The sequence below is a fragment of the Actinotignum schaalii FB123-CNA-2 genome (assembly GCF_000411135.1).
Classification (GTDB): domain Bacteria; phylum Actinomycetota; class Actinomycetes; order Actinomycetales; family Actinomycetaceae; genus Actinotignum; species Actinotignum schaalii_A.
The window spans coordinates 71,171-85,866 of the sequence record NZ_KE150262.1 but is presented as its reverse complement, the minus strand read 5'-3'; the positions used below and the strand labels follow the sequence as shown (position 1 = coordinate 85,866).

The following is a 14,696-nucleotide window of genomic DNA, read 5'->3' as shown; positions in this document are numbered from 1 at the left end:
ATGGCAGATATGTCCATGCGCGGCCCGGTCGATTTAGCGGCCCTGGCAGCGGCGAAGAAGCAGGAAAACGCGGCCCCCGTGCCCGGCGCCTACCTGACCACCCTCACCGCGGCCGACCTCAACGCCGAAGTGCAGCTCTCCGCGCAGGTTCCGGTTATCGTGCTTTTTGTGGCCGACGGCGAGGCTGGCGAGCTGGGCACCGCTCTGGAAGGCGAAGCGCGCCGGCGCGATGGCCACATCCGTATCGCGGTGGTCAACGCCAGCACCGAAGCGGAACTCGTCCAGGCTTTCGGGGTGCGGACCATCCCCATGGGTATCGCGCTTATCGGCGGTCAACCCGTCCCGCTTTTCCAGGGGGCACCCACCACGGCGCAGCTCACCGAACTCGTCAACCAACTTCTGGCTGCGGCCAACCGTGCCGGCGTGGCCGGCCGGGTTAGCGGGAAAGCCGATGAAGCGGGCGAAGCACCCGTCAATCCCCACCACCTGGCGGCTCTTGAAGCCCTGGACCGGGGAGACCTCGACGCTGCGGAAGCCGAATTTGAGGCACTCGCGGCAGCGGAACCCGATAGCGAGGTAGCCCAGGTGGGCCGGGCCCAGGTGCGCTTGCTGCGCTCCACCCGCGGGCAGGACCCGCAGGCCGTTATGGCTGCAGCGGATGCGGGTGGGCCGGGTGATGCGGCGGCGCAGATCGCCGCCGCCGATATCGAGGTAGCTGCCGGTCGCCCCGATCTGGGATTCGCCCGGCTTATCACCGCTATTAAGGTCACCAGTGGGGATGCGCGTGAAGAATTACGTACCCACCTGCTCGAACTCTTCACCGCGGTGGGGGCGGATACCGAAGTTGTGCGCAAAGCCCGCCGCGACCTTGCCTCCGCGCTCTTCTAAAGCGGGCGCGGGTCTCATAAGGCCGGCGTTAGTTTTCTAGCGGCATAAGATAACGAGACGCCCGAAGCCCCAGGGATCGGGCGCCTCGTGCCGTGCCGCTTAATGTCAGCGCGGAATATTTCGGGGCGATCTATTCGACCGGCACCAGCCAGACGGTGGTATCCGCCGGGATCATCTCTCCTTCACCCAAGGAACTGGCCGCCGGATCCGAGGCCAGCAGGACCCGCCAACCGGAGGGAAGCGGAGCAGCGTCGTCGAAGACCGTGAGCATAAGAACCGGTGGACGCTGCGCATGCGCAGCCCGGTTGCTGTTCGCGGCGCGATTGACATAAGCGAGCACGCCGGCGCCGTACTCATCGCACACATCCTCGAGGGAACCCACCCCGAGCTCCAGCTCATCGCGCAGGCGTAGCAGGGTGCGGAAGAAGTGGAGCGGTGAGTGCGGATCGGCCTCCTGCACATCCACCGTATAGCGCGCCCAATCTTCACCCTGCGGGAGCCAGGTGGCACCGTCCGGGGAGAAACCGAAACCGGGCCGACCCGATTCCCAGGGGAGCGGGACCCGGCAGCCATCCCGCCCCAGTTCCGCTCCCTGTGTACGGGCGAAGGTGGGATCTTCGCGCACCTCATCCGGGAGCGACGTATGCTCGGGCAGATTACGTTCCTCGCCCTGGTAAATGTAGTAGACCCCCGGCAGTCCGGCGGTGAGCTGATGCCACGCCAGGGCGCGGCGGGCCCCCAGCTCGCGATCCGGTTGTGGATCATGAGCCCCGATGCCGTTGGCTCCGCGGGAAGTGTCCCGGTAGCCCAGGCGCGAGCACACTCGCACGCCGTCGTGGTTCGAGAGCACCCAGGTGGTGGGTGCCCCCACCCGATCCGATTGGCGCAGGGACTGCACAATAATGTCGCGGAGTGCCTCGCGCTCGAAAGGCGCGGCCAAATAAATGAAGTTGAAAGCCTGGTTCATTTCGTCGGGGCGAATATAGCGAGCCAGGCGTTCCTCGGTATCCGCCCAGGCCTCCGCCACCAGAATACGTTCGGGAGAGTACTCATCCAGCACCGCACGCCACTCGCGGTAAATCTCATGGACCTCATCGCGGTCAAAGAACGGCGCCGGTTCGGGTTTCTCCGTCACCCCGGCCATTTCCACCGCCCCGGACCAATCGGGAAGTGCCGGATCTTTCATGAGCCCGTGGGCCACATCCACCCGGAAGCCGTCCGCACCCCGATCCAGCCAGAAACGCAACGTCTCTAAGAATTCTGTCCGTACCGCGGGGTTGCGCCAGTTGAGATCAGGCTGCGAGCGATCAAAAAGATGCAGGTAGTAGAGGTCCTCCTCCGCAGCCGGGGTACCGGCAACGAAAGGCAGATCGCGTACCCGTGACCAGGCCGGCCCGCCGAAAACGGAACGCCAATTGGTGGGAGGCTCGCTACCCCCGTTCTTCCCCGCGCGGAACCAGAACATCTCACGTTCGGGGGAGCCGGGGCCGGCTGCCACCGCGCGCCGGAAAAGCTCGTGATCCCACGAAGTATGGTTGGGGACGATATCAACGATGATTCTCAGGCCGGCTTCGTGCGCGGCCTCGATGAGGCGTTCGGCGTCCGCGAGAGTACCGAAACGCGGATCAACATCACGGTAATCGGACACATCGTATCCGGCGTCGAATTGCGGGGAGCGGTAGAACGGCGAAAGCCACACCGCGTCAATTCCCAGATCAGCTAGGTAATTCAGCCGGCCCTCGATGCCGCGCAGATCCCCGAGCGGCCCGCCCGAGGAAGCAAAAGAACGCGGGTAAATCTGGTAAATAACCGCGTCACGCCACCAGTTTTCACGCTCGGAAGCAGGGTGGAGGAGCATGGGCTGTCCTTTCAGTTAGGGGAGGAGGGAGTGGCCGAAGTGGGGGAGGGTACGGCTGTACCGCCGGTTTCCGCTCCGGGTGCCGCAAGGGGCGCGGCCGCGGTGGTGGAACGCACCAGTAATTCTGCCGGGAAGGTCATGGATGCCCCTGCTTTGGTGCGCTGGGTTGGCGTCAGATCTTCCATGGCTGCCCGCAGCGTAGCGCAGGCGGCGTGCGCGATAGCTGCCACCGGCTGACGCAAGGTTGTGAGCGCCGGGCGCATGAACCGAATAAGTGGAGAATCATCAAATCCAACAATCGATACATCCGCGGGCACGCGCACCCCGCGCCTCTCCAGGGCATCCAGCGCGCCGAGCGCCATAATATCTGAGCCGAACACCATGGCGGTGCACCCGCGCGCGAGGAGAGCTTCGGCCGCCCGTGCACCACCGTGGGCGGTGAAGAAAGTTTCTGCAACAATCACATCGGCCCCGGGTAGAACCTGGGCGATAGCCTCGCTAAAACCGGTTTCTTTGCGCTGGCCGGGGATATAGCGGCGCTGCCCGATGCCCAGGCCGATCCGAGTGTGCCCGAGCCCGGCTAGTAGCCGCACGGCCTGGTGCATGGATTCGGCGTCGTCGGTAGAGAAATCAGGTGCCGGAACCCGCGGATTCGCCCCGTTAATCGTGACGAAGGGAAGGCGTTCGGCCAGGTGCACGTACCGTTCCGGGGAGGCCTTGGAATCCGCGTGCATACCCGAGACGAAGACCAGCCCGCACACGTCGCGGGCCGTTAGCGATGCCACCGCTTCATCTTCGGTGAGGGCTCCGGGGGCCTGGGTTGCCAGGGTGGTGGTGTACCCGGCAGCGTTAAATTCCCGTTCGAGCTCCTGGTAGAACACCGGGAAAATGGGGTTGGTCAGTTCGGGAAGAAGCAGCCCCACGGTGCCACTTGCCTCGCTCAGACGCGGCGGGCGCTCATAGCCGAGCATATCGAGAGCTGCCAGCACCGCGGTGCGGGTTTCCTCGCTAACATTGCCCTTCTGGTTAATCACGCGCGACACCGTCGCCACGGACACTCCCGCGTGGGTGGCAACATCTTGCATGCGAATTTTACTCATGGGTACCGAGACGTCCTTGTGCTGGTCGGCGCGGTGTGCGCCGTCGTGAAACATCGTACTGAGGCTTTTCTGAAAACTCCAGCGCAGGAGTGGAGCTGCGGCGCGTGAATAGTGGGAACGTGTTCGCAGTCCGCGTGTTTGCGCGCCGTTACGCACAGAACGACGACGCAGCTCCCCGCCCTCCGCCACCCCTACTCTGAACGTGTTTCTGAAAACAAACAATGCTAAAAGGCTGTAATGTCGCGGAAAAGTCCGCAAGAGTCTCCGGGTGGAATGTAACAGCGTAAAAATGACTGCAAAAAGGGGTGAAAATTACCGAATGATGCGCTACCCTCAGAGATAACGGGGAGCGTGATGGTGCGATCCCGCGTAGCGAAGAATCAACGCAAGGAGTAAAAATGCGACGGAGCATAAGCGCGATGGCCGCGGTATCGGCGCTGGCCTTTGTTTTAGGTGCCTGCGGTGGCAATGGCGGTGCGTCGGATAAGAGCGAAGCACCTGCCGGAGCCAGCTCGGCAGCACCGGCGGCCGGCGGCGGGGCCACCATTACGGTGTGGACGGATTCTAACCGCCAGCCGGCCCTGGCAAGCGCCGCGAAGAAATTCGAATCGGAAACCGGCAACCACGTGGAGCTCGTGGTCAAGGAATTCGGGGATGTCCGCGCTGAGTTCCTCACCCAGGTCTCGAACGGTCAGGGCCCGGATATCACCGTGGGTGCCAATGACTGGCTCGGTGAGTTCGTAGCGAACGGCGTCGTCGCCCCTATCGAATTGGGCGATAAGGCGAAGGACTTCAATGACGTGGCCACCACGGCCTTTTCCACCGGCGGGAACCTGTACGGCCTGCCCTACGCGCTGGAGAACCTCGCGCTCATCCGCAATACCGCGCTGGCGGATTCCACCCCGGCCACTTTCGATGAGATGATCGCCAAGGGCAAGGAAGCCGGCGTCAAGTACCCCTTCCTCATCCAGACCACCGATAAGGGCGATCCTTACACCTACTATCCTTTCCAGCAGTCCTTCGGAGCGCCCGTTTTTGAGACGAATGCGGACGGTTCCACCTCCAAGAACCTCGGCATGGGCGGAGCGAACGGCGAAGCGTTTGCCACCTGGCTGAGCGAGCAGGGCAAGGCCGGCGTTTTCGAAACAGCGATGACGTATGACATTGCGGTCGATGCCTTCAAGAAGGGCGAATCGCCCTATATCCTGGGTGGCCCGTGGATGATTGAGGACTTCCGCAGCGCTGGCCTCAAAGTCGCGGTGGAGCCGATTCCGGCGCCCGGTCCCAAGGCGGCCACCCCGCTGGTGGGCGTGCAGGGCTTCTATGTTTCCGCGCAGTCCAAGAACCAGATTGTGGCCAACCAGTTCCTCGTTGATTACATGGCCACCCCGGAGGTACAGCTGGATATTTACAAGGCCGGCAACCGCCTCCCGGCGCTGACCGCCGCGGCTCAGGAAGCCCAGAAGGACGAGGTCACCGCAGGTTTCGCCAAGGCGGCCGAAGGTGCCCAGCCGATGCCCACCATCCCGGAAATGGGTGCGGTGTGGGTGCCCTGGGGCGTCACCGAAGCTCAGATCATTGACGGCGCCGAACCGGTGGCCGCATGGCAGAGCCTCATCCAGAATCTGCAGGCAGAACTAGCCAAGTAAGCTGCAAAAGCGAGGGTGGCTCGGAGATTTCCGGGTCACCCTCGCGTCAGCGAAGAGGTAAGTCATGAGTACGGAAACGGAGAACCGAGCCGGGCGTGCGGCGTCGTCACGCTTCAGCGGTCGCGCGGAAAAGAAGGTCCCGACGGTGGAAACCTCGCACGCGCGCACCTGGTCGGTGGGTTTTGTTATCAAGCTGGTCCTCATGGCGCTGGTCAACGCGCTGGGGATCTACATTATCGCGGCGGCTTTTAACGAAGGATCGTGGATCCTGGTAGCCGTCTTCACGGTACTGCTGGTCATTGTGGATTACGTGTATTTCTCGCGGAAACACCTGGCACCCAAGTACCTCACGCCGGGGCTGGTATTCCTCGCGATTTTCCAGGTGTTCGTTATCCTCTACACCGGATATATCGCTTTTACCAACTACGGCGACCGCCATATGCTCACCAAAGAGCGCGCCACCGAAGCACTGCTGCTCACCTCCACCCAGAGGGTCGAAGGCAGCGCACAGTACCCCCTCGCGGTCGTGGATGCGGGTGGGGAACTCGGCTTCGCTATTGTGAACGACGACGGTGCAGTGCTCGTGGGCACCGAGGATGCACCCTTCGTACCCGCAAAAAATGCCCAGGTCAGTGGCAAACGGATCACCGAGGTGCCCGGATATGAGATCCTCACGCCCGCCCAGATCGGGGCGCGGCAAGCGGAGATCACCGCGTTGCGTGTCCCCATGAGCGAGGACCCGGGCGATGGATTTATTGGAACTCAAACAGCCACAACCGGTTTCGTTTTCCAATCAACCCTCAAGCACGACGCCGCGGCCGATACCCTCACCGATATCACCACCGGCAAGGTCTATCACGCGGATTCCAGCGATGGCTTCTACCGTGCTGACGACGGTGAAACTCTCAACACCGGCTGGCGGGTGACCGTTGGCTTCAAGAACTTCGCCGATGCTTTCGGGGATGCCCGCTACGCCAGCCCCTTCCTCAAGGTGCTGGTGTGGACTTTCGCTTTTGCCTTCCTCTCAGTGGCGACCACCTTCCTGCTGGGTATGTTCTTCGCGCTGGTCATGAATGATGAGCGGATGCGCGGGCGCAAAATCTACCGCACGATAATGCTGCTGCCTTATGCCTTCCCCTCCTTTATGACGGCTTTCCTTTTCGCCGGCATGCTCAACCCGAAGTACGGTTTCTTCAACCAGGTGCTTTTCGGGGGTGCGGAGATCGGGTGGCTCACCGATCCGTGGCTGGCCAAACTTTCGGTGATCCTGGTGAATTTGTGGATGGGCTTCCCCTACATGTTCCTCATCTGCACCGGGGCACTGCAATCCATTCCGTCCGAGCTCAACGAGGCGGCGGAGATCGACGGTGCGGGTGGTTTCAAGCGGTGGCGCTATATTACTTTGCCGCAGCTCATGATCCAGGTGACCCCGCTCCTTATTTCCTCCTTCGCCTTCAACTTCAATAACTTCAACCTTATCTACATGCTCACTCGCGGTGGCCCGCAATTCGCGGATGCCTCGGTTCCGGTGGGCTCCACGGACATCCTCATTTCGATGGTGTACCAAATTTCCGGGCTTTCGGGTGCGGCAACGAAGAATTACGGCCTGGCTTCGGCCATGTCCATCCTCATCTTCGTTATCGTCGGCACGATTTCCCTCATCAGCTTCCGGCGCTCGCGTTCAATTGAGGGGGCACAGTAATGGCAAGCGAATCTACAGTCATGGCGGTTCCCGGGGGCGCTGGCGCGTCCGGGCGCGGCGGTGCATCCGGCGGCGCGGGCGTGACCGCACGCGGCGCTGTTCCCGTGATCGAGGAGAAGATCAGCCATAAGGAACGCCACCACAATAAGGTGAGTTTCGGGCGCTGGTTTTCCCAGGTGGGCTTCCGGCACCTGGTCGGGCTTTTTGCCGTCGTTTATTCGGCCTTCCCGATTATCTACGTGCTTTCGGCGGCCCTCAACCCGAATACCAAAACGACGCTGACCTCGGCGAACTCCCTTTTCTCGGAGATCTCCACCCAGAACTTCGCCCAATTGGGCACTTCCACGATGTTTTGGCGTTGGTTCGCCAATACTCTGGAGATCGGAATTTTCTCCGCGCTCGGGGCTGTTCTCATGGGCGCGGCCGCGGCCTACGCATTTTCACGCTTCCGCTTCCGGGGGCGTAAAGGTGGGTTGCTGGCCCTCATGGTCATCCAAATGTTCCCGCAGCTGCTGGCATTCGTGGCAATTTTCTTGCTGCTCAGCCAGCTCGGGGAGATTGTGCCGGTGCTCGGCCTGGATTCCAAGCTCTCGTTGATATGCGTGTACCTGGGCGGGGCTTTGGGCGCCAATACCTTCCTCATGTACGGAACCTTCAACTCCATTCCTATGGAGCTGGACGAAGCGGCGAAGATCGACGGCGCTAGCCATTCGCAGATCTACTGGACTATCGTGCTCCCGCTGGTGACCCCAATCCTCGCGGTGGTGGGGCTGCTGGCCTTCATCGGAGCCTTCAACGATTTCATCCTGGCCTCCACGATCCTCTCCAAAGAAGAGAATTGGACCCTGGCCATTGGCATGAATATCTGGGTGGGCGGCAATGAGAAGCAGTGGGGCTGGTTCACGGCCGGAGCGGTTATCTCCGCACTCCCGATTCTGCTCCTCTTCCTCTTCCTGCAGCGCTACATCGTTTCGGGACTGACCGGCGGGTCGGTGAAGGGGTAGCCCGGTGCCGGTTCGGGAGGTCGGTCACCTGGTGGCGCATCGCCGGAGCTAAGCTGCTGCCCCCCGAAATAGTTGCTCATAACCCGGACTTTCCGTCGGTGATATGCCGAGGAAAGTCCGGGTTATTGGTTTTTCAGCAGGGAGGGACTATGTGTTTTCCGAGATGTACTTCATTTGTTGTACATGCGAAGTACACCTCGGAAAAAACACCCCTGCCTCGCCGCCGGCTCGGGCCGATTCGGCTCGGCAGGCCGGCGCTGAGGGCGTGTGTGTCCGGCGTAGTGGTACTGGAGAACATCGGGCCTGACAGAGTGGTACTGCACGACAGAAAATCGGGTGTTGGCTGTAGCTCCAGTACCACTTTGTGTGTAGGCAAAGGCGTGGGCCCGGTGGTCGAGTGGTCGATCACCAGGCCCACTGTTGCGCCGCTGCCAGGCGCCGCCGCGAAGGAGCTAGTACGCGGCCCGCGCCGAGGCGGTTATTTTAAGCGGCTGCTTGAGGTGCTGCGCTAGGCAGCCGCGGCTGCCTCGGATTCCTCCGCTTCGGCCTCGCGATTCGCGGATGTTTCGGTTTCGGTGTGGTCGGCGGCGGCTGGGTCGCGATCTGCGCCCGCGCCAATACCCGCGAGTTCAGCGCCCGCGCCAGCACCCGCAGCTTCTTCCTCCGGCGCGTGGTGCAGGTAGACCACCCCGAGCGGGGGCAGCTGCACGGGTGCCGAATAGAGCCGGCCATTCCAGCCGACCTCCTCCGCGTGGACCTCCCCGAGATTGCCCACCCCGGAACCGCCGTATTCCACCGCGTCCGTATTGAGGACTTCCTTCCAGGTGCCCCCAGCCGGCAAACCGATGCGGTAATCGTGGTGGGGGATACCCGCGAAATTACAGGCCACCACAATGACGTCCTTACCGTCGGCGGAGCGCCGCAGGAAGGTAATGACGTTATTATCAGCGTCCGATCCGTCAATCCACTCGAATCCGTGCGGGGTGAAATCATCACTCCACAGGGCCGGGTGATCCACGTAGATCTCGTTGAGCCTCTTGACAAGGGACAAGATGCCATCGTGTTCGGGCTGGTCGGTTAGCCACCAGTCGAGAGATGCGTCGTCGTTCCATTCGCGGATCTGCCCGAATTCCTGGCCCATGAACAGTAGCTGCTTACCCGGATGCGCCCACTGGTAAGCGAGCAATTCGCGCACGCCGGCGCGCTTTTGCCAGTCGTCCCCGGGCATCTTTTGGTAGAGCGAGCCCTTGCCGTGTACCACTTCGTCGTGGCTGAGGGGCAGCAGGTAGTTCTCCGAATAGGCGTAGACCATGGAGAAAGTGATTTCCCCGTGGTGCCAGCGCCGATTGACCGGTTCTTCCTCGAAGTAGCGGATGGTGTCATTCATCCAGCCCATATTCCACTTGAGGCCGAAGCCGAGCCCGCCGCTATCCGTCATCGCCGTGACGCCCGGCCAGGAGGTGGATTCTTCCGCGATCATCATGACGCCGGGGTTGCGCCGGTAGGCGGTGGCGGTGACTTCCTGAAGGAAGGAAATCGCCTCGAGGTTTTCCCGGCCACCGTAAATATTGGGCTGCCATTGCCCGGCTTCCCGCGAGTAGTCCAGGTAGAGCAGGGAGGCCACGGCGTCCGCGCGGATGCCGTCGAAATGGAATTCCTCCAGCCAGTACAGCGCATTGGCGACCAGGAAGTTGCGCACTTCGCGGCGCCCGAAATCGAAGACCAGGGTGCCCCAATCCGGATGTGAGCCGCGCTGCGGATTCGGGTCCTCGTAAAGCGCCTGGCCATCGAAACGCGCCAGCGCCCACTCGTCGGTGGCGAAATGCGCGGGAACCCAGTCGGTAATCACCCCGATGCCGGCCTGATGCAGCCGGTCAATGAGATAGCGCAGATCATCGGGGGTGCCGTAGCGCGAGGTGGGGGCGTAGTACCCGGTCACCTGGTAGCCCCACGAGGGCGTGAAAGGATGCTCCGCGACCGGCATGAATTCCACGTGGGTGAAGCCGCAGTACTTGACGTGCCCGATGAGCTGGTCGGCGAGCTCCCGGTAGGAAAGCCCCTTGCGCCACGAACCCAGGTGAACTTCGTAAATGGAAACCGGCCCGGACGCCGGATCGGTACGCTGGGCCATCCAAGCGTCGTCGTTCCATTCGTAAGTGGATTCGGTGACGATGGAGGCGGTGGACGGCGCGGTTTCACTGTAGCGAGCCATGGGGTCGGCCTTCTGGTGCCAGCTCAGATCCTTGTACTGGATCTCAAACTTGTAGCGCGCCCCCGCGCCGGCGCCCGGTACGAAGAGTTCCCACAGCCCTGAACTGCCCAGGGAGCGCATCGCGTGCAGGGAACCATCCCAGCCGTTGAAATCACCGACCACCCGCACGGCGAGCGCATTGGGAGCCCATACCGAGAATGCCACGCCCGTCACGTCCCCGAGAACGGAGGGGAAATGGCGCACATGCGCGCCCAATGCGTTCCACAATTCTTCGTGGCGCCCCTCCGAAATGAGGTAAATATCGGTTTCACCCAGGGTTGGCAGGAAACGGTACGGGTCATCCCCGCGGCTTTCCACACCCCCGTAGGAGGCCACCACCCGGTAGTCGGGCACGTTGGGGGTATCGAGAACCGCGCGCCAAATCCCGTTGTATTCGTGCACGGCCGGCACCCGCCCGTCCAGCGTTTCAATAAATACCGCATCAGCGAGCCGCCGAATGGTGCGAATCGTGACGGTGCTGCCGTTGGAATGGGGCCCGAGGACATCGTGGGGTGCGTAGTACCAACCCTTGGAAACAGCCTCGAGCGTGCCTTCATCAACTTCTACGTAATCAGACATGTGTGCCTCTCTGCACGATGGAGCGTAGGCGGTCAGAGCGGGAAACCACCCGCGCGCGCCGGTGATGTGCTGTGTCCTGCCAAGCGGTATCGCGGAATTTCCGGGAAGTACCGCGCGACTATCTACATCTCCCAGGATACCGGAAAGATGCGCGATCTCGGGCTGCGGGCGCCTGCCGTGGACAGCGCGCGGGCCGGGTGCGGGGAGCTTGCGGGCGCGGGTGGTGGCGTGTCAAGGGCGACGACGCCGCAGCCCGCCGCGGCCGCGGCGGGCTGACCTGCTGATCTGCTAGTTCTCGAGCAGGCGGTGGACTCCGCCCAGGGGCAGATCGATCCAGTCCGGGCGCTGATTGACCTCGTAGACAACTTCGTAAAGTGCCTTGTCGAGGAGGAGGGCGCGCAGCAGGGGCCGGTGCTCGGAGGGAATGTCGCCGTAGCCGGCCAGGAATGCGCCTTCGGCGGCTCGGGTCCAGGCACGCATGCGAGCAGCGGGCTGTCCATCGCGTTCGCCCTGGCCACCGGCGTAATCGAAGGAGCGCAGCATGCCGGCCACATCGCGCAGGGCGAGGTCGGGGGTGACACGCTCGGAGAGTGGCCGCAGGGGCTCACCTTCAAAATCGAGGGCCACCCAGCCGCGCCCGGGGACATCCACGACCTGCCCCAGGTGATAATCTCCGTGAATGCGCTGGAGGGCCGGCCAGGGGGTGGCTGCGGCAGCGGCGAAAACTGCGGTGATGTGCGCGCTGTGGTTTTCCAGCTCCGGGACTGCCGCCAGGGCGGCGCGGGCGCGGGACTGCCAGCTGGCCAGCTGCGCTTCGCGCAGCTGCGGCGTCGCCGCGGTGGTGCCGAGTCGGGTGGCGAGCGCGGTGTGGAACGCGCGGGTCAGGGCTCCTAGCTCGCGGATACGCTCAGCGAAATCGCCCAGTAGCGCGGCGGCTTGATCCGGCGCGGCGGGCGGGCAATTCGGCGCGGGCACATCCGCGGCAGCAGTCGAAGTATCCGGGCCGGGCGAATCCGCGGCGGGGAAGGAACTCGTGACCACGCGCCAGGCGTCGTGGGCGCCGGTGAGGAATTCCTGCGCCACCAGCACATCGCTGCCCGCTGCGGCCGGGCCACCCACGAGCGCTGCCGAACCCCATTGCGCGGGGACTGTGCCGGTATCCGAAAGCGCGGCCTGCAATTCCACATCCGGGTTCGCCCCCGGGCTCAGCACCCGAAACAGCTTGATAATGAGGGGCACGGTGCTGGTCTGGTAAATAATCGAGCTATTGGATTGCTCGCCACTCAGCGGTTGGGCACTGCGGTAGCTGCCCGGGAAGCCGGCCGGACGGGTGACCAGGTGGAGGGTGCTCGCGCCGGGCCGGTTACCCGCGTTGCTGGCCGCCGGGGATTTGATGCTAGGTTTGCTGCCCGGCTGGCCGGTGGCAGCCTCGAAGAGGAAGCGCTGGCCGGCAGGATGCGTCGTCGCATCGAAAATAACGTGGCCGTGGGCGCGGGTAACCAGGGCGGTTTTGCTTGGGAAGGGTGCGGCTGGCGCCACGGTATCGGGGGCAAGGAGCAGCGGGACGTTATAAAGCACGGTCCCGGCTTCGATAATGCACCAGGTGAGGGTGAAGGACTCTGCTCCGCATGCAAAGTCGGCACGGGCGCGCAGGTAGAGCGGGTGGGGCTCGCCCCGGTACCAGCGCCGGGCGTGCATCCACGACTCAAGTTCCGGCATCCGCTCACCAATATCCCAGCTCACGCTACGCTCCCTTCGTCACGCGCTGCGCTGTCCGCAGCGGCGGGCGTTTCCGCAGGTGCCACTCCCGCAGGTGCCGCTCCCGCAGGTGCCGCTCCCGCAGGCGCCGGCAGCGCCGCATCCACCTGCGCCGGGCGGGATAGCGCCGCGAAGTCCACCTGCTCTCCGCTTTCTTCCGCTCGTGCGCCCTCTACCGGGCCGGGCTGCGCCTGTCCGGGTGCATCCAGTTTGAGCCAGAAGAAATCACGGCTGCCCAGCGTTACGTCGTAGCTACCATCGGCGCGAACCTCCGGGAAACCGGCCCCGCCAAACACATCCGTGACCAACCAACCGGCGTAATCAGGCAGCTCAATGCGCCCGGCACGCGGGGTATTGGCCAGGTTCATGATGCAGAGGATGGTCTCCTCCGGGCAGGAACGGGTGAAAGCGAGGATCGCGTCATTATTCGCTTCACGCAGCACAAAATCACCCGAGCCCATGGCCGGGTGCCCGCGCCGCACCTCCAGAATCCCGTGAACCCAGTGGAGCAGCGAAGCCGGCTGTGCCAGCTGCGATTCCACGTTGACCGCCTGGTAGTTATAGGACAGCGAAGTAATAGCCGGCAGGTAGAGCTGGCCCGGATCCGCGGTGGAAAAACCGGCGTTGCGATCCGGACTCCACTGCATGGGGGTGCGCACGCCGTCACGATCAGGCAACCAGATATTGTCGCCCATCCCGATTTCGTCCCCGTAGTAGAGGTAGGGCGAGCCGGGCAGGGAAAGTAGCAGCGCGTGCGCCAGCTCAATTTCCGCCCGGGAATTCCCCAGCAGTGGGGCGAGGCGGCGGCGGATCCCCACGTTGGCTCGCATGCGCGGATCATCGGCATACCAGCCGTACATGAGGGCACGTTCCTCCGTGCTCACCATTTCCAGGGTGAGTTCATCGTGATTACGCAAGAATGTACCCCACTGGGCCCCGGCCGGAATCGCGGGCGTGCGCTCCAGAATCTCCCGGATCGCGGTGGCACGCTGGTCGCGCAAGGCGTAATAGATACGCGGCATCACGGGGAAGTGGAAGCACATATGGCATTCGGGCGCTTCTTCCGTCCCGAAATATTCGACGACGTCTTCCGGCCACTGATTCGCTTCCGCCAGCAATAGCGTGCCGGGAAATTCCTCGTCGAGGACCCGGCGCACTTTCGCGATAAACGCGTGCGTTTCCGGAAGGTTTTCGCAATTTGTGCCTTCCCGCTCGTAGAGGTAGGGGATAGCGTCCAAGCGCAGCCCGTCTACCCCCAGTTCGCACCAGAAACGGAAAACGTTGAGGACCGCCTCGTGCACCTTGGGATTATCGAAATTCAAATCCGGTTGGTGGGAGAAGAAACGATGCCAGAAATACTGTTTGCGCACCGGGTCGAAAGTCCAATTCGATACCTCGGTGTCCACAAAAATAATTCGGGCATCCTCATATTTTTTATCGGTATCTGACCACACGTAGAAATCCCCGTAGGGCCCTTCCGGATTAGCTCGGGAGGATTGGAACCACGGGTGATCCGCGGAGGTGTGGTTGATAACAATATCGATAATCACGCGGATGCCGCGCCGGTGGGCCTGATCAACGAGCTCCCGAAAATCATCCATCGTGCCGTAGCGGGGATCCACGGCGGTGTAATCGGCAACATCGTACCCGCCGTCCCGCCCCGGGGAGGGGTAGAACGGCGGGATCCAGATACAGTCGATCCCCAGCCACTGGATGTAATCGAGGTGCGCGATAAGGCCGCGAATATCACCGACGCCATCAGCATCGGTATCCCCAAAAGCCTTGAGCAGGACCTCGTAAAACACCGCGTGGCGGTACCACTCCGGATCATCGCTGAGCCCGCGGTGTTCGGACTGGGCGACGCGAGGCCCGGACGTGGCGGCATTGAGGGAAGGAAGGGACATGCA

Annotated in this window: 9 protein-coding genes; 4 read left to right on the top strand and 5 right to left on the bottom strand. The window is 62.9% G+C overall.

The window, feature by feature from the left end:
* Positions 1 to 888 carry a tetratricopeptide repeat protein gene (locus HMPREF9237_RS00325; RefSeq protein WP_016441714.1) on the top strand — a complete coding sequence of 296 codons (888 nt, stop codon included), beginning with the start codon at positions 1 to 3 and terminating at the stop codon, positions 886 to 888.
* Between the two features lie 130 nt (positions 889 to 1,018).
* Here HMPREF9237_RS00325 and HMPREF9237_RS00320 read toward each other — a convergent pair whose 3' ends face one another.
* Complete coding sequence (locus tag HMPREF9237_RS00320; RefSeq protein ID WP_016441713.1) at positions 1,019 to 2,746, bottom strand: glycoside hydrolase family 13 protein; 1,728 nt, start codon at positions 2,744 to 2,746, stop codon at positions 1,019 to 1,021.
* 11 nt (positions 2,747 to 2,757) lie between these two features.
* Positions 2,758 to 3,846, bottom strand: coding sequence for a LacI family DNA-binding transcriptional regulator (locus HMPREF9237_RS00315; RefSeq protein ID WP_051106978.1), 1,089 nt, complete (start codon positions 3,844 to 3,846; stop codon positions 2,758 to 2,760).
* 398 nt (positions 3,847 to 4,244) lie between these two features.
* Here HMPREF9237_RS00315 and HMPREF9237_RS00310 point away from each other — a divergent pair, with 398 nt between their 5' ends.
* From HMPREF9237_RS00310 to HMPREF9237_RS00300, 3 genes are all read left to right on the top strand, one after another.
* Positions 4,245 to 5,495: a sugar ABC transporter substrate-binding protein gene (locus HMPREF9237_RS00310; RefSeq protein ID WP_016441711.1), complete on the top strand. Its 1,251-nt coding sequence runs from the start codon at positions 4,245 to 4,247 to the stop codon at positions 5,493 to 5,495.
* Between the two features lie 64 nt (positions 5,496 to 5,559).
* Positions 5,560 to 7,197 carry an ABC transporter permease subunit gene (locus HMPREF9237_RS00305; RefSeq protein WP_016441710.1) on the top strand — a complete coding sequence of 546 codons (1,638 nt, stop codon included), beginning with the start codon at positions 5,560 to 5,562 and terminating at the stop codon, positions 7,195 to 7,197.
* Positions 7,197 to 8,201, top strand: a complete 1,005-nt coding sequence (locus HMPREF9237_RS00300) for a sugar ABC transporter permease (RefSeq protein ID WP_016441709.1) — start codon at positions 7,197 to 7,199, stop codon at positions 8,199 to 8,201. The genes HMPREF9237_RS00305 and HMPREF9237_RS00300 overlap by 1 nt, the downstream gene beginning before the upstream one ends.
* 508 nt (positions 8,202 to 8,709) lie before the next feature.
* Here HMPREF9237_RS00300 and glgB read toward each other — a convergent pair.
* The 3 genes from glgB to treS all read right to left on the bottom strand — a co-directional run bounded on the left by glgB (position 8,710) and on the right by treS (position 14,693).
* Positions 8,710 to 11,031 (bottom strand): 1,4-alpha-glucan branching protein GlgB, encoded by a 2,322-nt coding sequence (glgB, locus tag HMPREF9237_RS00295; RefSeq protein ID WP_016441707.1) that lies wholly within the window; start codon positions 11,029 to 11,031, stop codon positions 8,710 to 8,712.
* Positions 11,032 to 11,319: 288 nt separating this feature from the next.
* Positions 11,320 to 12,774 (bottom strand): hypothetical protein, encoded by a 1,455-nt coding sequence (locus tag HMPREF9237_RS00290; RefSeq protein WP_016441706.1) that lies wholly within the window; start codon positions 12,772 to 12,774, stop codon positions 11,320 to 11,322.
* Positions 12,771 to 14,693, bottom strand: coding sequence for a maltose alpha-D-glucosyltransferase (gene treS / locus HMPREF9237_RS00285; RefSeq protein WP_016441705.1), 1,923 nt, complete (start codon positions 14,691 to 14,693; stop codon positions 12,771 to 12,773). The genes HMPREF9237_RS00290 and treS overlap by 4 nt, the downstream gene beginning before the upstream one ends.
* Between the last annotated feature and the right edge of the window lie 3 nt (positions 14,694 to 14,696).

Coding starts and splice junctions, on each gene's coding strand:
- HMPREF9237_RS00305 (WP_016441710.1), top strand. CDS start 5,560: ATGAGTACGGAAACGGAGAACCGAGCCGGGCGTGCGGCGTCGTCACGC.
- glgB (WP_016441707.1), bottom strand. CDS start 11,031: ATGTCTGATTACGTAGAAGTTGATGAAGGCACGCTCGAGGCTGTTTCC.
- HMPREF9237_RS00325 (WP_016441714.1), top strand. CDS start 1: ATGGCAGATATGTCCATGCGCGGCCCGGTCGATTTAGCGGCCCTGGCA.
- HMPREF9237_RS00315 (WP_051106978.1), bottom strand. CDS start 3,846: ATGAGTAAAATTCGCATGCAAGATGTTGCCACCCACGCGGGAGTGTCC.
- treS (WP_016441705.1), bottom strand. CDS start 14,693: ATGTCCCTTCCTTCCCTCAATGCCGCCACGTCCGGGCCTCGCGTCGCC.
- HMPREF9237_RS00300 (WP_016441709.1), top strand. CDS start 7,197: ATGGCAAGCGAATCTACAGTCATGGCGGTTCCCGGGGGCGCTGGCGCG.
- HMPREF9237_RS00310 (WP_016441711.1), top strand. CDS start 4,245: ATGCGACGGAGCATAAGCGCGATGGCCGCGGTATCGGCGCTGGCCTTT.
- HMPREF9237_RS00320 (WP_016441713.1), bottom strand. CDS start 2,746: ATGCTCCTCCACCCTGCTTCCGAGCGTGAAAACTGGTGGCGTGACGCG.